This window comes from Streptomyces sp. NBC_00996, from assembly GCF_045162675.1.
Classification (GTDB): Bacteria; Actinomycetota; Actinomycetes; order Streptomycetales; family Streptomycetaceae; genus Streptomyces.
Genome location: NZ_CP108723.1, coordinates 1434315 through 1452985 on the forward strand (window position 1 = coordinate 1434315; position 18671 = coordinate 1452985).

17 protein-coding genes, 1 pseudogene and 1 riboswitch are annotated in these 18671 nt (G+C 71.0%); of the genes and pseudogenes, 8 read left to right on the forward strand and 10 right to left on the reverse strand.

Translation table 11 applies throughout. From position 1 onward, the window contains the following. The first annotated feature begins 112 nt into the window (after positions 1–112). The 3 genes from OG390_RS06985 to OG390_RS06995 are packed head-to-tail and all read left to right on the forward strand — an operon-like array spanning position 113 to position 4509. Entirely contained in the window at positions 113–589 is a 477-nt protein-coding gene (locus OG390_RS06985) for an Lrp/AsnC family transcriptional regulator (protein ID WP_399088580.1), read from the forward strand. Between the two features lie 45 nt (positions 590–634). After that, positions 635–1330 carry an HAD family hydrolase gene (locus tag OG390_RS06990; RefSeq protein ID WP_406165890.1) on the forward strand — a complete coding sequence of 232 codons (696 nt, stop codon included), beginning with the start codon at positions 635–637 and terminating at the stop codon, positions 1328–1330. A 29-nt stretch (positions 1331–1359) separates the two neighbouring features. Next, positions 1360–4509: a carboxyl transferase domain-containing protein gene (locus tag OG390_RS06995; protein WP_406165892.1), complete on the forward strand. Its 3150-nt coding sequence runs from the start codon at positions 1360–1362 to the stop codon at positions 4507–4509. 53 nt (positions 4510–4562) lie between these two features. On the opposite strand, the gene OG390_RS07000 is transcribed toward OG390_RS06995, so the two are convergent. From OG390_RS07000 to OG390_RS07020, 5 genes are all read right to left on the reverse strand, one after another. After that, entirely contained in the window at positions 4563–5495 is a 933-nt protein-coding gene (locus OG390_RS07000) for an NADP-dependent oxidoreductase (protein ID WP_406165894.1), read from the reverse strand. A 70-nt stretch (positions 5496–5565) separates the two neighbouring features. Then, on the reverse strand, positions 5566–6750 hold the full coding sequence (locus OG390_RS07005; RefSeq protein ID WP_406165896.1) for an XdhC family protein: 1185 nt from the start codon (positions 6748–6750) through the stop codon (positions 5566–5568). Continuing rightward, positions 6743–8866 carry a xanthine dehydrogenase family protein molybdopterin-binding subunit gene (locus OG390_RS07010; RefSeq protein WP_406165898.1) on the reverse strand — a complete coding sequence of 708 codons (2124 nt, stop codon included), beginning with the start codon at positions 8864–8866 and terminating at the stop codon, positions 6743–6745. The genes OG390_RS07005 and OG390_RS07010 overlap by 8 nt, the downstream gene beginning before the upstream one ends. Then, positions 8863–9855 (reverse strand): FAD binding domain-containing protein, encoded by a 993-nt coding sequence (locus OG390_RS07015; RefSeq protein WP_406165900.1) that lies wholly within the window; start codon positions 9853–9855, stop codon positions 8863–8865. The genes OG390_RS07010 and OG390_RS07015 overlap by 4 nt, the downstream gene beginning before the upstream one ends. Next, complete coding sequence (locus tag OG390_RS07020) at positions 9852–10421, reverse strand: (2Fe-2S)-binding protein (protein ID WP_406165902.1); 570 nt, start codon at positions 10419–10421, stop codon at positions 9852–9854. The genes OG390_RS07015 and OG390_RS07020 overlap by 4 nt, the downstream gene beginning before the upstream one ends. Positions 10422–10667: 246 nt before the next feature. Here OG390_RS07020 and OG390_RS07025 point away from each other — a divergent pair, with 246 nt between their 5' ends. After that, on the forward strand, positions 10668–11306 hold the full coding sequence (locus OG390_RS07025; protein WP_406165904.1) for a TetR/AcrR family transcriptional regulator: 639 nt from the start codon (positions 10668–10670) through the stop codon (positions 11304–11306). A 44-nt stretch (positions 11307–11350) separates the two neighbouring features. Here the strand turns inward: OG390_RS07025 and OG390_RS07030 are convergent, their stop codons facing one another. The 3 genes from OG390_RS07030 to OG390_RS07040 form a co-directional block, all read right to left on the reverse strand. Further along, positions 11351–11980 (reverse strand): dihydrofolate reductase family protein, encoded by a 630-nt coding sequence (locus tag OG390_RS07030; protein WP_406165906.1) that lies wholly within the window; start codon positions 11978–11980, stop codon positions 11351–11353. Positions 11981–12149: 169 nt separating this feature from the next. Then, positions 12150–13115 (reverse strand): aldo/keto reductase, encoded by a 966-nt coding sequence (locus OG390_RS07035; protein WP_406177545.1) that lies wholly within the window; start codon positions 13113–13115, stop codon positions 12150–12152. A gap of 198 nt (positions 13116–13313) precedes the next feature. Continuing rightward, a complete protein-coding gene (locus tag OG390_RS07040; protein WP_406165908.1) occupies positions 13314–14678 on the reverse strand; it encodes an FAD-dependent oxidoreductase in 1365 nt (454 codons plus the stop codon). Positions 14679–15037: 359 nt separating this feature from the next. Between OG390_RS07040 and OG390_RS07045 the strand changes: the two genes are divergently transcribed. Then, positions 15038–15367 (forward strand): hypothetical protein, encoded by a 330-nt coding sequence (locus OG390_RS07045; RefSeq protein ID WP_406165910.1) that lies wholly within the window; start codon positions 15038–15040, stop codon positions 15365–15367. 57 nt (positions 15368–15424) lie between these two features. Next, positions 15425–15856, forward strand: a complete 432-nt coding sequence (locus OG390_RS07050; protein WP_406165911.1) for a DUF2182 domain-containing protein — start codon at positions 15425–15427, stop codon at positions 15854–15856. 47 nt (positions 15857–15903) lie between these two features. Here the strand turns inward: OG390_RS07050 and OG390_RS07055 are convergent, their stop codons facing one another. After that, positions 15904–16131, reverse strand: coding sequence for a hypothetical protein (locus tag OG390_RS07055; RefSeq protein WP_406165913.1), 228 nt, complete (start codon positions 16129–16131; stop codon positions 15904–15906). A gap of 306 nt (positions 16132–16437) precedes the next feature. Next, positions 16438–16597: riboswitch (cyclic di-AMP (ydaO/yuaA leader) on the forward strand. Positions 16598–16605: 8 nt separating this feature from the next. Here OG390_RS07055 and OG390_RS07060 point away from each other — a divergent pair. Further along, positions 16606–17763: an NlpC/P60 family protein gene (locus tag OG390_RS07060; protein WP_406165915.1), complete on the forward strand. Its 1158-nt coding sequence runs from the start codon at positions 16606–16608 to the stop codon at positions 17761–17763. Positions 17764–17889: 126 nt separating this feature from the next. Next, complete coding sequence (locus OG390_RS07065) at positions 17890–18357, forward strand: luciferase family protein (RefSeq protein ID WP_406165917.1); 468 nt, start codon at positions 17890–17892, stop codon at positions 18355–18357. A 26-nt stretch (positions 18358–18383) separates the two neighbouring features. On the opposite strand, the pseudogene OG390_RS07070 reads toward OG390_RS07065, so the two are convergent. Beyond that, a pseudogene (locus OG390_RS07070) lies at positions 18384–18665 on the reverse strand (glucosidase); the annotation flags it as partial. Between the last annotated feature and the right edge of the window lie 6 nt (positions 18666–18671).

Sequence of the window (18671 nt, forward strand, 5' to 3'; positions counted from 1 at the left end):
AATACAGACAAGGTAAGCGGCAGACGGGAAGTGGCTCAACAGGCTCTGCCCGGGCTGAGCCATTGGTACAGTCGATGACTATCACTTCAGGCCGCAAGGAGGCCAACGGACCATGGCCGTGGACGAGCTCGACACCCGCATCCTGCGGCTGCTGCTGGAGCAGCCGCGCACCAGCGTGCGCGAGTACGCCCGCATGCTCGGCGTCGCCCGCGGCACCCTCCAGGCCCGCCTCGACCGGCTGGAGCGCGACGGCGTGATCACCGGGACCGGCCCGTCCCTGTCCCCCGCGGCCCTCGGTCACCCGGTCCTCGCCTTTGTGCACATCGAGGTCACGCAGGGCCATCTCGACGACGTGGGCGACGCGCTCGCTGCCGTCCCGGAGATCATCGAGGCGTTCTCGATCACCGGCGGCGGCGATCTGATCACCCGGGTCGTGGCACGCGACAACGCGCACCTGGAGGATGTCATTCAGTCGCTGATCAGCCTGCCGGGCGTCGTCCGCACGCGCACCGAGGTGGCCCTGCGCGAGCGCGTTCCGCACCGGGTCCTGCCGCTGGTGGAGTCGATCGGGCGGGCCTCGAAGAGCTGACCGGAGCCGCAGGGCCGGCCATCGCTCCTTGGCATCATTGACACCATGAGCACTCCCGGCGGCACCTCGGTCATCTTCGATCTCGACGGAACGCTCGTGGACAGCGAGCCGAACTACTACGAAGCGGGGCGGCAGACACTCGCCGGGCAGGGCATCACCGATTTCACCTGGGCCGAACACGAGCAGTACGTCGGCATCAGCACCCAGGAGACACTCGCGCTCTGGAAGGAGCGCTACGGCCTGACGGCCCCGCTCGAGACCCTGCTCGCCGAGAACAACCGGCGTTATCTGGAGTTGGCCCGCGCCTCCACGCACGCCTACCCGGAGATGCGGAAGTTCGTGGAACTGCTGGCCTCCGAGGGTGTCCCGATGGCCGTGGCCTCGGGTTCCTCGCCGGCGGCCATCGAGGCGATCCTCGCGGGCACGGGTCTCGCCTCCCTTCTGACGACGGTCGTCTCGGCCGACGAGGTCGCGCACGGCAAGCCCGCCCCCGATGTCTTCCTCGAAGCGGCGCGTCGCCTGGGTGCCACCCCGGCGGACTGCGTGGTCGTGGAGGACGCCGCGCCGGGTGCCGCCGCCGCGCACGCGGCCGGGATGCGCTGCATCGCGATCCCGTACGTCGCCGCGCAGGCCGACGACCCCGCCTTCGCGACGGTCGGGTTGCTGCTGCGCGGCGGCCAGGCCGAGTTCACTGCGCAGCCGGCCCACGACTGGCTCGCGAGCACGACTCCGGCATCCTGAACTTCCACAACTTCCGGGAAGGTGGACTCATGGGTGCTGCCGCCGTACTCGTCGCCAATCGCGGAGAGATCGCCGTACGCGTGCTGCGCGCCGCCTCCGAGCTGGGGCTGCGCACGGTCGCCGTGTACGCGGACGGTGACGACCCACATCTCCGACGGGCCGACGAGGCCGTGCCGTTGAAGGACTACCTCGACGCCGACGCGATCGTGACCGCCGCACGGAACACCGGCTGTGCGTTCCTGCACCCCGGGTACGGGTTCCTGAGCGAGGACGCCGCCTTCGCACGGCGCTGCGCCGCGGCCGGGATCACCTTCGTGGGCCCCTCCCCCGAGGTCCTCGACCTGTTCGGCGACAAGGCACGCGCGCGTGCGCTCGCCGTGCGGCTCCAAGTGCCCGTCCTGCCGGGCACCGACGGTGCCGCCACGCTCGACGAGGCACGGGAGTTCCTGGCCGGAGGCCCGCTGATGATCAAGGCGGTCGGCGGGGGCGGCGGACGCGGCATGCGGGTGGTGCGATCCGACCGGGAGCTGGCCGAGGCATGGGAACGGTGCCGTTCGGAGGCCCGACAGAGCTTCGGGCGCGGAGAGTTGTACGTCGAGCGGCTGCTGGAGGGCGCCCGGCACATCGAGGTGCAGATCGTCGGCGACGCGACCGGAGCCGTCACGCACCTCTGGGAGCGGGACTGCAGCGCCCAGCGCCGTCACCAGAAGTTGATCGAGATCGCTCCCGCTCCCGAACTGGCCGATTCCACAAGGCAGATGCTCCTGTCCGCCGCCCTGCGGATGGCCCGCGCCACACACTGCACCGGGCTCGTCACCTTCGAGTTCCTCGTCCAGGGAGAAGAGCTCTTCCATTTCATCGAGGCCAATCCGCGGCTCCAGGTCGAGCACACCGTCACCGAAGAGGTGACGGGCGTCGATCTGGTCGCCGCCCAACTGCGGCTGGCCGCGGGCGGGACGCTGGAGGAGCTGGGGCTCGCGGGACCCCCGCCGGCGCCCCGCGGGTTCGCCGTCCAGACCCGGGTCAACGCCGAGGTCACGTCCGCCGACGGAACGGTGCGGCCATCGGCCGGACGGCTCACGCGGTTCGACGTGCCGACGGGGCCGGGCGTGCGCGTCGACACGGCGATGCGTGCCGGGACCCAAGTGGACGTCCGCTACGACTCGTTGCTCGCCAAGGTGATCGCCCATGTGCCGCACGACGTCGCCGCCGCCTGCGAACGCGCCCGAAGAGCGCTCGACGAGTTCGGGATCGCGGGCGTACGGACCGGAATCCCCCTGCTGCGGACGGTCCTCGACCGACCGGGGTTCTGGCGGCACACCGGCTTCGTCGAGGAGCACTTGGCGCAGTTGCCGCCCGAGGACGACCAGCCGGTGTCGATCGAGGGGACAGTGTCCGCGCCGATGAGCGGCACCGTCGTCTCGATCGCGGTCGCGCCGGGCGAACCGGTGGGCGCCGGGGAGCAGTTGCTGGTCCTGGAGGCCATGAAGATGGAGCACGTCATCCGTGCTCCGGTCGCCGGTGTCGTACGCGCCCTGTACGCACGCGTCGGCGAAACGGTGGGCGAAGGCCGGCCTCTCCTGGCATGGGACGAGAGGAGCGGCGTGAGCGTCGGGGCGCGCCCCGACGAGACGCCGGACCTGGACGCCGTGCGCCCCGATCTGGCCGAGGCCGTGCGCCGTCATGCCGTCGGCCTGGACGAGAACCGCCCCGAGGCCGTCGCGAAGCGCCACGCCATCGGCCGTCGCACCGCCCGCGAGAACATCCAGGACCTGTGCGACGAGGGAACCTTCACCGAGTTCGGCGCGCTGGCGATCGCCGCTCAGCGACAGCGGCGCACGCTGGACGACCTGATCCGTTCGACGCCGGCCGACGGCATGGTCACCGGCACCGGGCGCGTGGGCGGCGCGCCGTGCGTGGCGATGTCGTACGACTACACAGTGCTCGCGGGCACGCAGGGGCTGCAGAACCACCGCAAGACCGACCGGATGCTGGCGCTGGCGGAGGAACGGCGGCTGCCGGTCGTGCTGTTCGCGGAGGGCGGCGGCGGGCGCCCCGGTGACACGGACACCACCTCGGTCGCCGGGTCGGACGTGACCACCTTCCAGCGGATGGGCCGACTCAGCGGCCTCGTACCTCTGGTCGGGATCGCCTCCGGCCGCTGCTTCGCGGGCAACGCGGCGTTGCTCGGCTGCTGCGACGTCGTCATCGCGACGCCGGACGCCTCGATCGGCATGGGCGGCCCGGCCATGATCGAGGGAGGCGGCCTGGGCGTGTACCGTCCCGAGGAGGTCGGTCCGCTGTCGGTCCAAGTCCCGAACGGTGTCGTGGACGTGGCGGTGCCCGACGAGGCGGAGGCGGTCCGGGTCGCTCGTCGGTACCTGTCGTACTTCCAAGGCACACGGGCCAGTTGGGAGGCACCGGACCAGCGTCTGCTGCGGCATGTCGTCCCGGAGAACCGGCGCCGTGCGTACGACATGCGCACGGCCGTCGGGACGCTGGCGGACACGGGATCGCTGCTGGAGCTCCGACAGGCCTTCGGCACCGGGGTGTTGACCTGCCTCGTCCGTATCGAGGGGCGCCCGCTGGGGCTCATCGCGAGCAACCCGGGCCACCTGGGCGGCGCCGTCGACCGCGACGCCGCCGACAAGACCGCCCGCTTCCTGCAGCTCTGCGACGCCTTCGGGCTCCCGGTCGTCTCGCTCTGCGACACCCCGGGTTTCATGGTGGGCCCGGACACCGAACGCAACGCCACGGTACGGCACTTCGCCCGCCTCTTCGTGACCGGCGCGAACCTTCGCGTACCGCTCGTCGGCCTGGTCCTGCGGAAGGCATACGGTCTCGGCGCCATGGCCATGCTGGGCGGTTCCACCCGCGCCCCCTTGGCCACCGCCGCCTGGCCGAGCGGCGAGTTCGGCGGCATGGGCCTGGAGGGCGCGGTCCGCCTCGGCTACCGCAAGGAGCTGGCGGCGATCACCGACCCCGAGGAGCGCGAGCGGGCCTTCGAGGCGCGGGTGGCCGAGCTGTACGAGCACGGGAAGGCGGTCAACGCGGCGGCGGCGCTGGAGATCGACGCGGTGATCGATCCGGCGGAGTCGCGCGCGTGGATTCTGGCGGCGCTGGACGGCGGCCCGGACCTCCCCGAGGAGCGCGGGCGCTCCTTCATCGACACGTGGTGAGGCGCCTGCGAACACGCCCCGACCGTGCACGCCGGCGGCTCAGCCGCCCTCGCTCACGCCACTCGGAGCACGATCTTCCCGAGCCGGTGTCCCTCCTCCAGCGCCCTGTACGCCTGGGCGGTCTCGGCCAGCGGCATCACACGCTCGACCCGCGGTTCCAGCTTGCCGTCGTCGACCAGTCGGGTCAGCTCGTCCAGACCGGCCCGGTCGGGCTCGACGATGAAGAACACCCCGCCCTCCCGCGAGGGGTCCGGCGGAGCGACGATGCTCACCAGCGCACCACCCGGGCGCAGCACCTGCCAGGAGCGGTCCTGGGTGTCGCCGCCGACGGTGTCGAGGACCAGGTCCATGTCCTTGACGTGCTCCTCGAAGCGCTCGGTGCGGTAGTCGACGACGTGCCCGGCACCCAGCTCGCGTACGAAGTCCGCGGATCCGGCCGAGGCCGTCGCGGTGACGGAGGCACCCAGCGCGGCCGCCAGCTGCACGGCGACGGAACCGACACCGCCCGCGCCGCCGTGCACCAGCACGCGGGAGCCGGGGCTCAGCCCGCCGTGCCCGACCAACGCCTGCCAGGCCGTCAGCCCGGCGAGCGGCAGGGCCGCCGTACGGTCGTGGTCGAGCCGCGACGGCTTGGCGGCCAGCACGGCCGCGGGGACGGCGACGTACTCGGCGGCGGCTCCGTCCCTGGTGAACGGGATCAGCCCGTACACCTCGTCGCCCACGTCCCAGTCGGTCACCCCTTGACCCACCCGGGCGACGATCCCGGAGACCTCCTTGGAGGGGACGATCGGCGTGCGCAAGCTGCCACTGCCGTCGAAGCTGTCGGTCCAGGTCGCGTCCCAGGTGAGCTCACCCAACGTGATCGAGGCCGACCGCACGGCGACCAGCACTTCCCCCGCGCCCGCCTCTGGACGCGGTGCTATCTCGTACGTCAGCTGCTCCGGCCCGCCGCGACGGTGACCGCGCACTGCATGCATCGTGCTCATGTCGACCTCCAGACCTCCGGCTCCGCATCCCTACCTCCAGACTGCGGTGTGAGGCGTCGTTCCGCATGAGTCATCCGACTGTGGTCGCCGACACCGTCACCCGGTCGTGGTGGATCGGCGTCCGCGAACCGGTGAGCGGAACGCCGCTCCCGCCCCGCCGGGCCGCGACGATCTCCGCCGCGATCGACAGGGCCGTCTCCTCAGGGGTACGGGCGCCGAGGTCGAGGCCGATGGGTGACCGCAGGCGGGCCAGCTCCCGCTCCGTGACACCGACTTCGCGCAGTCGGCGGTTACGGTCCTCGTGGGTGCGGCGGGAGCCCATCGCGCCGACGAACGCGACCGGCAGGCGCAGCGCTGTCTCCAGGAGGGGAACGTCGAACTTGGCGTCGTGGGTGAGTACGCACAGGACCGTGCGGTGGTCGGTCCCGGTGCGCCGGAGGTAGCGGTCCGGCCAGTCGACCACGATGTCGTCGGCCTCGGGGAAGCGGGCTCGGGTGGCGAAGACGGGCCGGGCGTCGCACACGGTCACTCGGTAGCCGAGGAACTTGCCCGCCCGCACCAGCGCCGCCGCGAAGTCCACGGCACCGAAGACGATCATCCGGGGCGGCGGCACGCTCGACTCGACGAACAGCGTCATACCGCCCGGGCAGCCCGATCCGTCCTCGGAGATCTCGACGGTGCCGGTGCGCCCCGCGTCCAGCAGCGCGCGGGCCTGCGCGGCGGCGGTCCGGTCCGGCTCCGAAGGATCGACGAGACCGCCGTCGTACGAGATGCGGAGGCCCCCTTCGTACGACGTGTACGAGCCGTCGGCACGCACCAGCAGCGCCCTGCCCAGCAGTTCGGCAGGCCCCCGGGCCACCCGGGCGAGAGCCACCGTCTCGCCCCGGGCAGCGGCGGCCAGCCATGCCGCGAACACGGACGCGTCCGGACGTTCAAAGGTGGCCGCCCGTACTGGTGCGACCAGCACCTCGATGACCCCACCGCAGGTCAGGCCCACCGCGAAGGCGTCCTCGTCGCTGTAGCCGAACTGTTGGAGGACCGTCGCGCCGTCCTGGAGCGCCTGGACGCACAGGTCGTACACCGCCCCTTCGACACAGCCGCCGGAGACCGAGCCGATGGCCGTTCCGTGGCTGTCGACGGCGAGGGCGGCGCCAGGACCGCGCGGTGCGCTGCCGCCGACGGTCACGACGGTGGCGACGGCGAAGTCCCGGCCCTGTTCGACCCACCGGTTCAGCTCGCCGGCGATGTCAAGCACCCAGGGCTCCCTCGGCCGCCCGCAGGACGCGATCGGGCCGGATCGGCAGGTTCCGGTGGCGTACACCGGTCGCGTGCCAGACCGCGTTGGCGATGGCCGCCGCAGCGCCCACGATCCCGATCTCGCCGATGCCCTTGATCCCGACCGGGTCGTCCGGGTCCGGGTCGTCCACCCAGTCGGCCTCGATTTCCGGTACGTCGGCGTGCGCGGCGAAGTGGTAGCCCGCGAGGTCGGCGCCGACGAGGCCGCCGGAGGCCTGGTCCCTGACCGCCTCCTCGTGCAGGGCCATGGACAGGCCCCATGTCATGGCACCGATGAACTGGCCGCGCGCGGTGAGCGGGTTGACGATCCGGCCCGCGGCGAAGATGCCGAGCATGCGCCGTACGCGCACCTCCCCGGTGGTGACGTCGACGGCGACCTCGGCGAACTGCGCCCCGAAGGTGTGCCGTTCCTTCTTCGCCAGCGCGCCGATGGCCGCGGAGGTGTCCGACCGGGCGGTGATTCCCTCGGACGGGATGGCCCCGCCCGGGACCAGTCGCTCACGCAGTTCGCGCGCCGCGGCGATGATCGCCCAGGCCCACGAACGGGTGCCCATCGAGCCGCCCGCGATGATCGCCGGCCCGAAGTCGCTGTCCGCGATCCGCATCCGGATGCGCCCGGGTGGCACCTCCAGCGCGTCGGCGGCGACCTGGGTCAGCGCCGTCCGCGCACCGGTCCCGATGTCCATCGCGGTGACCCGTACGGTGAAGGTGCCGTCCGCCTCCGCGGTGACGGCGGCCGTGGAGGGAGCGGACAGCGTGGGGAACGCGGACGCGGCCACGCCGGTGCCGAGCAGCAGGCGGCCGTCCCGGCGGACGCCGGGACGCGGGTCGCGGCCCGCCCAGCCGAACCTGCGGGCGCCCTCCTCGAAGCAGGCGCGGAGATTGCGGCTGCTGAACGGCAGCCCGGACAGGGGGCCCACGGTCGGTTCGTTGCGCAGGCGCAGCTCGATCGGATCGATGCCGCACTTCTCGGCGAGTTCGTCGAACGCCGACTCCAGCGCGAACGAGCCCGGCGCCTCGCCCGGGGCGCGCATCCAGGTGGGGGTCGGTAGGTCGAGCCGTACGGCACGGGTGGTGGTGTGGTGCGCGTCCGCGTCGTACACCGGACGCCCGAAATCTGCGCTGCGCTCGATGAATTCGAAGACGGTCGAGGTCAGGCACTCCGCCTGGTGGTCCAGCGCGCGCAGCCGCCCGTCGGCGTCGGCGCCGAGCCTGACGCGCTGCGCGGTGGGGCTGCGATAACCGACGAGCGAGAACATCTGACGGCGGGTCATGACCACCCTGACCGGGCGGTGCAGGACGGTGGCCGCCATCACCGCGAGCACCGAGTGCGGGCGCGTCCCCTTGGATCCGAAGCCGCCGCCCACGTGTTCGGACCGCACCCGCACCGAGCCCGGGTCGAGCGAGAACAGCTTCGCGAGCTCGTCCGCCACGAACCTGCTGCCCTGGTTGGAGTCGAGGACTTCGAGCCGGCCGCCGTCCCAGCGCGCCGTCGCCGCGTGCGGCTCCATCGGGCTGTGGTGCTCTTCCGGTGTGGTGTACTCGGCGTCCACGACGACGGTGGACGCGGCGAGTTCGGCCGCCAGGTCACCCTTCTGCGCCGCGGAGCCCTCCGGGGTGTACATCCCGGGGCGCCCGGCGAAGAACGCCACGTCGTGCGGCTCCTCGTGGTACGCGACCACGAGCGCCTCGGCCGCCTCCCTTGCCTGCTCGGGCGTTTCGGCGACGACCAGCGCCACCGGCCAGCCGACGTACGGGATCCGGTCGTGCTGGAAGAGCTGAAGGGCGGGGTCGGGCTGCCCGAGCGGGACGGTGTAGTCCCGCTCCAGCCTCGGGGCGTTCCCGTGGTGCAGGACGGTGAGCACGCCGGGCATGCCCAGCACCGGGGCGTCCTGCACCGAGCGGATGCGGCCGCGGGCCACGGTCGACAACACCAGCCAGCCGTGGGCGAGTTCGGGGTGGGGAAATTCTCCGGCGTAGCGGGCCGCGCCGGTCACCTTGGCGAGGCCCTCCACACGGGTGTGTGCGGTGCCGACGGCCCTCGTCGTCGCGGCGGTTCCGGTGGTCGTGGTCATCGGGCGGCCTCCTCGGCGAGTTCGGTCAGCACGGCCACGACGAGGTTGCGCATCAGCGGCACCTTGTATCCGTTGTGGGGCAGGGGTCGGGCGGCCGCGAGCTCGGCGTCCGCGGCGGCGGCGAACGCCTCGGCGCTCGCCGGACCACCGGTCAGCACCCGCTCGGCTGCACCGGCCCGCCACGGCCGGGACGCCACCGCCCCGAAGGCGAGCCGCACTTCGCGCACGACGCCGTCCTGGACATCGAGAGCGGCGGCGATGGAGCCGATCGCGAAGGCGTACGAGGCGCGCTCGCGCGCCTTCCGGTACCGGGCGTGTGCGGCGACCGGTGCCGGCGGCAGCGTGACACCGGTGATCAGCGCCCCGGGCGGCAGCGCGGTCTCGCGGTGCGGGGTGTCGCCCACGGGCAGATAGAAGTCGGCGAGCGGCAACTCGCCGGGGCCGTCCGCCGTTTCGTACGAGACGAGGGCGTCGAAGGCGGTGAGGGCGACCGCCATGTCCGAGGGGTGGGTGGCCACACAGTGCTCGGAGGCACCGAGGACCGCGTGATTGTGGTGCTCGCCCTCGATGGCGGGGCAACCGCTCCCGGGGGCACGTTTGTTGCACGGTTTCGCCAGGTCGGTGAAGTAGCCGCAGCGGGTGCGCTGGAGCAGATTCCCGCCCACCGTGGCCATGTTGCGCAGCTGCCCCGAGGCTCCGGCCAGGACGGCCTGCGCCAACGCCGGGAAGTGGCTCCGCACTTCGGGGTGGGCGGCAAGATCACTGTTGGTGACGGTCGCACCGATGCGCAGCGCGCCGTCCGGGGTGAACTCGATCCGGTCGAGCGGCAGTTCACGTACGTCGACGAGCCGGGTCGGCCGTTCCACACCGGCTTTCATCAGGTCGACGAGGTTGGTGCCGCCGCCGAGGAAGCGCGCGTCGGGGTCCTCTCCGAGCAGCGCTACCGCGCCGGACACATCGAGGACGCGTTCGTAGCCGAATTCCCTCATGCCGCCGCCTCCTTGGTGTCGTCCCCGGCCCCGGCGACCTGGGCCTCTGCCGCCCGCGCCACCGCCTGGACGATCGACACATACGCACCACAGCGGCACAGGTTGCCGCTCATCCGCTCGCGGATCTCCTCGGCGGTGAGCGCAGGAACTCCCGCTTCGGGCCGGACATCGGCGGTCACGGCGCTCGGCCAGCCCGCCGCATGCTCCTCGATCACCCCGAGGGCCGAACAGATCTGGCCAGGCGTGCAGTAACCGCACTGGTAGCCGTCGAAATCGAGGAACGCCTGCTGCACCGGATGCAGCCGCTCACCGTCCGCCACACCCTCGATGGTGGTGATCGCGCGCCCCTCGGCGGCGACCGCGAGTTGCAGACAGGACACCGTTCGGCGGCCGTCGAGCAGCACCGTGCAGGCTCCGCATTGCCCCTGGTCACAGCCCTTCTTGGTACCGGTCAGATCGAGCTGCTCGCGTAGTGCGTCGAGCAGGGTGGTGCGGTGGTCGACGGGCAGCGTGTACTTCTCGCCGTTGATGTTCAAAGTGATGGCGCTGGACGTCGATGGGGCCATGATCAGCCTTCTTTCGCGTATGCGTTGCGCGTCGAAGTCGAAGTCGATGGGGAGACAGTCGCGGCTCGAAAGCCCGCTTGGTGCGCGAGAATGCCGGTCGGCGACGATCGGTTCCGGCCATACGCACGGAGCGGGCCAGCCACTAGAGTGAGCTTTAACCGGACAGCTGTCCGTTACCAATGAAACCTAACGGACAGCTGTCCGCTTAGCAAGGGCGGCCTGGCCGTGATTCCGGAAGGAGGACGGGTGGACTCCGAGAAGGACGCGCCGCTGCGCTCCGACGCGCAGCGGAATCGCGAGCGCATCCTCGAAGTGGCCCTGGTGGAGCTGACGAACTCGGCGGACGCCCCGCTCAGCGCGATCGCGAAGAAGGCGGGCGTCGGACAGGGCACGTTCTACCGCAACTTCCCCAACCGTGAGGCTCTCGTCCTGGAGGTCTACCGCCACGAGGTGCAGCAGGTCGCCGACACCGCGGCCCAGCTCCTCAAGACCCGCACACCGGACCGGGCGCTGCGAGAGTGGATGGACCGGCTCGCCCAGTACGGCATGGCCAAGGCCGGACTGGCCGACGCGTTGCGCTCGTCCACCGTGACGCGCGGCACCCTGGCCAGACTGGGACACGGATCGGTGCGCTCGGCCGTCACGCTGCTCCTCGAGGCGAACGAGGAGGCCGGCACGATCCGCCCGGGGGTCACCCAGGACGACTTCATGCTCGCCATCGCGGGGCTCTGGCAGCTCGACCCGCATGCCGACTGGCAGCCGCGCGCCACACGGCTTCTGGATCTCGTGATGGACGGACTGCGGGCGGGCGCGCCCGCGTCGGGCGAAACGGAGGCCTACGGGCCGGGCGAGCGAGGCGCGCCCGCGTCGGGACGGTCGCAGTAGAGTCCGGCCGGAGAAGGCTGAGCCGGCCCCCTCGCGAGGGGGCCTCAGCGGCGCACCAGCCGGGCGTGCACGACGGCGGGCGAGCCGACCGGCTCGGCGACCCGATAGCCGTCGATCCCGTCCCCCAGGTTGTCGAAGAGGCGCTCACCGCTGCCGATGAGTTTCGGGACGATGGCCAGGTGCAGCTCGTCGATCAGCCCCGCGCGCAGATACTGCTGAACCGTGGCCGGCCCTCCGCCGATGCGCACGTCCTCGCCCGCCGCGGCCTCGAAGGCCCGCTCCAGCACCGTCTCGATGGGCTCGTCGGTGAAGTGGAACGTGGTCCCGCCCTCCATCGGCAGCGACGGCCGCAGGTGGTGCGTGTGCACGAACACGTCGTTGTGGTACGGCGGATTGTCGCCCCACCAACCCCTCCACGACTCGTCCTGCCACGGCCCGCGCTGCGGCCCGAACATGTTGCGGCCCATGATCGTGGCGCCGATGTTCTCCTCGCTCCGCTCGACGTGCTCGACGTCGATCCCGCTCTTGCCGTCGGCGCGGTCCCGCATCGCGGCGAACATCCACTCGTGCATGGCTTCGAATCCCTCGCCGAGCGGGTGCTCCAGACGCTGATGAGGACCGGCGGCGAAGCCGTCCAGCGAGATGGTCAGGTTGTGTACGCGCAACTTGGGCATGGCCGTGCTCCTTGGGTTCGTACTTCCCGCTCTCACCCGTGCGTCGAACAGGACGCAGCTGGATCGACAGCTTCTCCCGGAATTCTCGAAATCCGACGCGCCCGGGCCAGGCCACGACTCCCACGCATGGGCGGATCGGCGGCTCCGGCGGATCGACGGCTCCGGCGGATCAGGAGTAGAAGTTGCGCTGCCACCGGTGCTTGGCCAGCACGGTGAGCTGCTCGGCGGTGAGCGGCCGTCCGTCGCTCAGGGCCGTGTTGCGCTCGACGTTGCGTACGCTGCGCATGCCGGGGATGGCGGTGGAGACCGCCGGCGAACTCAGCACGAATCGCAGCGCGGTCTCGGCCATCTCGTCGGGGGCGATGCCGAGGTCGGCGACGATCGCGGCCACCCGCCGCTCGACCTGTGCCGCCCGGTCACCGCGGAAGTAACGGTTGCGCCAGTCACCCTCGGGGAACGTGGTACCGGCGGTGATCCGACCGGTGAGGCCGCCCTCGTCCAGCGCCACCCGCACGATGACACCGACGCCGTGCTCCTCGCAGGCCGGCAGCAGCGCGTCGGCCGGAGCCTGATCGAAGATGTTGTAGATGACCTGCACACAGTCGACGGCGCCGCCGCGGACGAGGGCGAGGGCGTTGTCCGGCTGGTGATCGTTGATGGACACACCGAAGAGGCGGACCTTCCCCTCCTGCTTCAGCTGCGTGATCGTCTCCAGCCAGTCGCCCCGGCCGACCCAGTCGTCGCTCCAGACGTGGAACTGCAGTACGTCGAAGTGGTCGAGGCCACTGGCGCGCAGACTGGTCTCCAGGCTGTCGCGGATGTGCTCGCCCGGAAATGTCTCGGCGGGGTCCAGCCCGTCCGGTGCCGGCCACCTACGGTTCCTCGGCGGCACCTTGGTCGCGACGAGCACCTCGTCACCGGCCCGCTCACGCACGACCCGGCCGACGATCCGCTCGCTCTCGCCGTAGCCGCGCGCGGTGTCGATGAAGTTCACGCCGAGATCGATGGCGCGGTGCAGGGCACGTACGGATTCGTCCTCCGCGGCGCCGATCCAGGCGGACTCACCGATCCCCCATGCCCCGTAACCGATCTCGGACACCGACACCCCACCGCGTCCCAGCTCTCGGTAGCGCACCCTCACCCTCCACTTCGTCACCGCCGTCGTCCCTGCGGGAGAGCCGAGGCGTCCCCCGGAAATCACGTTGACGATAGGCGTCGGGCGGTGGGGTCAGGTGGGTTTTCGGTGTCCGCCGGGGTGACCCGCGGGCGGATCGACGACTGACTGCCCGTCAGTCATCGATCCACCCCTGCTTCTCGGCAGAAAGAGTCGGTCCTACGCGCCGCTCGCGTCGAGCATGTCCTCGCGCTCGACGATCTTCACGCGCTCGCGGCCCTGCGGCTCACCAAGGGCCTTCTCCGCGGCGTCCAGCCGGTGCCAGCCCTCCCACGTGGTGAAGCGGACGCCGCGCTCGCCGAGGAACGCGTCCACGGCCTCGGGAACGGGCGAAGCGGGTGTGTGCAGACGGCCGTTCGCGTGATCGTCCAGCAGACTGGCGACCGTCTCGTTGGCGTCGCCCTTGGTATGGCCGATCAGCCCCACGGGGCCGCGCCGGATCCAGCCGGTGACGTACGTCGACTGCACGTGCTCGCCGTTCTCCTCGATCACCCGGCCGCCCTGGTCGGGGACGGTGCCGGACTCGACGTCCCAGGGCAGCTTGGGCAGTTCGTCGGACAGGTAGCCCACGGCACGGTAGACCGCGGTGACGTCCCAGTCCTTGAACTCACCGGTGCCCTTGACGTTGCCCGTGCCGTCGAGGGCGGTGCGCTCGGTGCGCAGGCCGACGACCTTGCCGTCCTCCCCGAGGATCTCGGACGGCGACTCGAAGAAGTGCAGGAACAGCTTGTGCGGGCGGTCGCCGGCATCGCGGATGGCCCAGTTCTCCAGGGTCTTGGCGACCATGTCGGCCTGCTTGTTGCCCCGCCGGGTCGCGATCGAGCCGTCGTCGTAGTCGATGTCCTCGGGGTCGACGATGACCTCGATGTTCGGGGAGTGGTCCAGCTCCCGCAGCTCCATCGGGCTGAACTTCGCCTGCGCCGGGCCACGGCGGCCGAAGACATGGACCTCCAAGGCCTTGTTCGCCTTCAGGCCGTCGTGGACGTTCGGCGGGATCTCGGTCGACAGCAGTTCGTCCGCGGTCTTGGCCAGGATGCGCGCCACGTCGAGCGCGACGTTGCCGACACCGAGGACCGCGACCTTCTCCGCCTCGAGCGGCCAGGTCCGGGGCACGTCCGGGTGCCCGTCGTACCAGGAGACGAAGTCCGCCGCGCCGTACGAGCCGTCGAGGTCGATGCCGGGTATGTCGAGCGCCCGGTCGGCCGTCGCGCCCGTGGAGAAGATCACCGCGTCGTAGAAGGCGCGCAGGTCGTCCAGGTTGATGTCCCCCGGGTAGTCGACATTGCCGAAGAGGCGGATCTGCGGCTTGTCGAGCACCTGGTGCAGGGCCGTGACGATGCCCTTGATGCGGGGGTGGTCAGGAGCGACGCCGTAGCGGATCAGTCCGAACGGGGCCGGCATCCGCTCGAAGAGGTCGATCGACACGCCCGGCTCGGCAGCCGCCGCGGATTTCAGCAACGCGTCGGCGGCGTAGATCCCGGCGGGGCCGGCTCCGACAATGGCTACCCGCAGGGGGCGAGGCATGATCAGTTCCCTTCGAGCGGTGACAGACGTACTCGCCGGGAAGCCTAAGCTAAGGCAAACCTAAGTCAGTAGTCGGGCTGGACCTATGACCCCATAAGGTCGTCTTATGAGTCGGCTTCGAAGGGGCCGACGTGTGGTCGCGCCGGGCAGGCGCCTCGCCGGCGGACGCCTTCGGGGCGGCGGCGCCTGTGGGTGCGGTCACCGCGCAGCCGCACGACGGGCCGGGATCGTAGCGGTGGTTCATCCGCTCGCTGACGCGGGTCATCACCTCGGTTCACCCCCGTCCTCGCAGGTGGCCAGGTTCTGCGGGACAGAACGGCTGCCGCGCGATCGGCTGCCTTCCGTGATGACCTGGAAATATGTTCCGTAACTGGGCATCCCTCTCCGGACACGTGCGGCCGGCCAACCCAACCCCCGCCCGCACGATGAGCGTCGCCTGGTCCCCCTTGCTGCTGCCGACCCTCCTCGCGTGGTTCCTCGTAGTGGAGCAGGCCCACGGCATGGAGCCGGGGCCGGGAACGATGGGCCTCGATCTTGCGCCGTTCCTCCTGCTCTGGGTGATCATGATGATCGCCATGATGGTCCAGTCCGTGGCGCCGATGGCCATCACCTGGGCCCGGCCATCGGCTGTCAGTCCTCCGGGGCGGCCCGCGCGGCCCGGATCACCCAGTTCGTGGGCGGATACCTGATCGCGTGGGCGGCATTCGGCCTCGTCGTGTACGGGATCCTCGTCGCGACCGGCGATCTTGTCGACAGCCACCCCCGAAGCCGGGCGCTGGATCGGCGCCGGGGCCTTCCTGCTGGCCGGACTCCACCAGTTCAGTCCGCTGAAGAACATCTGCCTGCGCCACTGCCGAAGCCCCGCGGGTCAGCTCGTGTGCCATGGCGGCTACCGGCCGGGCGCCCGTGACCTGCGCGTCGGGGTCCACCATGGGCTCTACTGCGTAGGCTGCTGCTGGGGGCTCATGATCGTCCTCATCCCGCTGGGCACGATGAACATCGCGGCGATGGCCGCACTCACGGTCGTCATCTTCATGGAGAAGCTGTGGCGACTCGGACCGGCATTCAGCACCGCGGTGGGCGTGGCGTTCCTGGTCCTGGCCGCACGGGCTCCGTTCCAGAGCTGGCTGCTGCCAGGACTGCAACCCTCCGGGCCGTCGAGGCAGCCGATGGCGTGACCGCGCATCTCATGCCGTGAGTCGCGGTCGCATGCCGAGCCGAACTGTCATGCGCCGTTGGCGTCCTGAGCCGGGCGACGGGCTCGGAGCAGGCGGACCATCGTGTACACACGCAAGGCGGTGAATGCGAGCACGGCGATGCCGAGCGCGGCCATGAGTGGTTCCCCGTCCCTGGCGACCGCGTAGAAAAGAAAGCCGGTGAAGGGGATGCCGAGCGCGACGAAGAGGGGTTCGCGGACCCAGAACGGCAGGAGGTTGATGAGCACTCCGAGCATTCGGTCACTTCATCAGGCCCATGCCGGCGTGCGCTGTGATGGAGCCCACAGTTCCGGCTGCGAGATCAACTGCGCGACCCGCAGACAGCGGACCAGGTCAGCGCGTACGACCGGGATCGCAGTCGAGCTGTTCACCCCCGGTCACGCCAACCGCTCGGGCCGGGGCGGCCAGTACAGCGAAGGTCACAAATACATATCGGACACTTCGCACTTCAACCTTCACGCGAGGCGCACAAATTGGCTAGGTTGACCGGCGGACCGCACGACTGCCTCCGGCGAACCTCGCCGGATCGCGCGGCCTCCGCCGAGTCCGGTGCGCCCCCGTGGCAGCCGGGGCCGGGGACCCGACCGACTTTGGGGTGAATCGGCCCAACTGCCCAGCAGGGCAAGGGCCGTAGGGCATGCCTTCCGCGAACCGTCACCCGAACCCGACAGTCGACTCGGTAGGCGGAATACGGAAGGAGTGCGTCCCCCATGGCTCCCGACGCCACGCCGCCCGCAGCGGACGGACCGAGCCGCGAAGAGGTCCGACAGCGGATCAGCAGCCTCTACGACCAGGCCGAGACCGCCACCGGGAACTACAACGCCACCCGCGCGATGTCCACGGGAACGCGCAGGAGCGTCAACCCTGCGCTCGACAGCGGGCGCAGGCCCAGGGATCCCGCCCTCGACGACGTCACCAGGCAATGGTTCGACGTGTCGCGCGCGCAGTTGGGGCCGACCGTCCCGGCGAGGCTGCCGGCCGACAGGATGCCGAAGCGCCCGGGTGAGGCACGGCCCACACGTCCGGCGGAACGTCCGGCGGACGGGCTCGCGCGCCGTGGGCTGGAGTGGGCCGCCCGGCCCGTCCCGGAGTTGACCGCCGGGCCTGTCGCCGGGGTGACTGCCGATCCGGTGGCGGAGTTGACCTCCGGGGCCGTCGCGGCGCTGCCGGCCGCGCCACGGACACGGCAGGAAGTCGCCAGGGCCCTGCCGGCACCCGCCGCGGAACCGCGTCGGCCCTCGGCCTCGTTGAAGACTTCCAAGGAGCAGATCCAGCAGAAGCTCGCGGTGGCCCGCGAGTTGCTCTCCCGGCACACCCCGCAGCTGACGGCACCCGTCCCGGCGATCGAATCCCGGCCGGCGAAAGATTCCTGGCGTGCCTACGAGCAAACGACTCCTCTCCGGCCCGAAGAGGAGTGGCAGCCGCAGCAATCGGCCGCTCTCGGCACCACCACGTCCATCGCCGCGGTCGTGCCCATCGGCGTGGACAGCGCCTCGGACACCGGGTACGACAGCAAAGCCGCGAAGGTACTCGCCTTCGCCCGTGGACAGATCGGCAGGCCATGTGTCTGGGGCGCGTCCGGACCGGGCTCGTACGACTGCTCGGGCCTCACCCAGGCCGCCTGGAGAACCGCAGGGGCCGCACTCCCGCGCACCGCGCGCGATCAGGCGACCGTCGGTACGGCCATCCCCCTCGCCGACATCCGGCCCGGCGACCTGATCTTCTTCTACGGCGACATCAGCCACGTCGGGCTCTACATCGGCGACGGCATGATGATCCACGCGCCGAGCCCGGGGGCATACGTGCGCGAGGAGTCGATCTTCTACGCCGCAGCCTCGGCGATCCACAGCGCGGCGCGGCCCGCGTGAGCCCTGCGGCCTCGGTGCGCGGGGCTGCTCAGTGATCGTGAGAGGCACGGAACAGCCGGCCGGCTGACCAAGCAGAGAGTGAAGAGGGGTAGTTGGCAGGGTGAATAGTGCGCGACCATGGTGCGCATGACCGTGGCCGATCGCGCCATGACCCAACTGGAGTCATGGCCGAACCTGATAAGTGGCTCACCCCGATGCGCCGCAGGGCGCGCCTTCGGGACGTCGGGGCACGACATCGTCCACTTCCACTCCGACGACGCCGCGGACCTGCATCTCACGCATGCGGCCGTCCATCGGCTGCTCCCGCACCTGCAGCACAGCACCGCTGTGCGGGTGCACCCCGGCTCGTCGTGGATCACCGTGCTGCTGGACTGCGACGCCGATGTGGCGCTCCTGCTCACGCTGATCAGCGTCGCTCTCAAGGAGCACGACAGGGCCGGAGGCGACCCGCTTCCCGAGGGACCCTCGACGTTCTGCGACTGGCAGCCTCAGGCGGTTCCCCCGCCACGTGCGGGAGCCTCCGCGGCCCTCCGCCACCGTCGGGTTCCGGCCGCGTGGAAGGCAGTCGGCCGGTTCATCCCCCACGGCCGCTGACGCGGCTACGGACCCACTGGCACGGCGACAACGTCGCGACCGTTCCACAGGGCCAGTGCGAAGCACAGCCGCTGCTTGTCGTCGCTGACGCCCGCGATGCCGTCCTCGCCCCAGCGGTAGGCGCGGGAGCGGGCCTGGTCATGGGTGAAGTACGACCAGGCCTCGCCGTCCGGGCTGTAGTCCTCCCGGACGGTCCCCCACTGGCGCTCGCTCAGATACGGGCCCCAGCGACGCCAGGGCACCCCGGAATCGTCGGCCTCGGCCAGCCGCCGACGCTCGGCGTCCGGTGTGCCACCGCTCGTCCCCATCGCCCG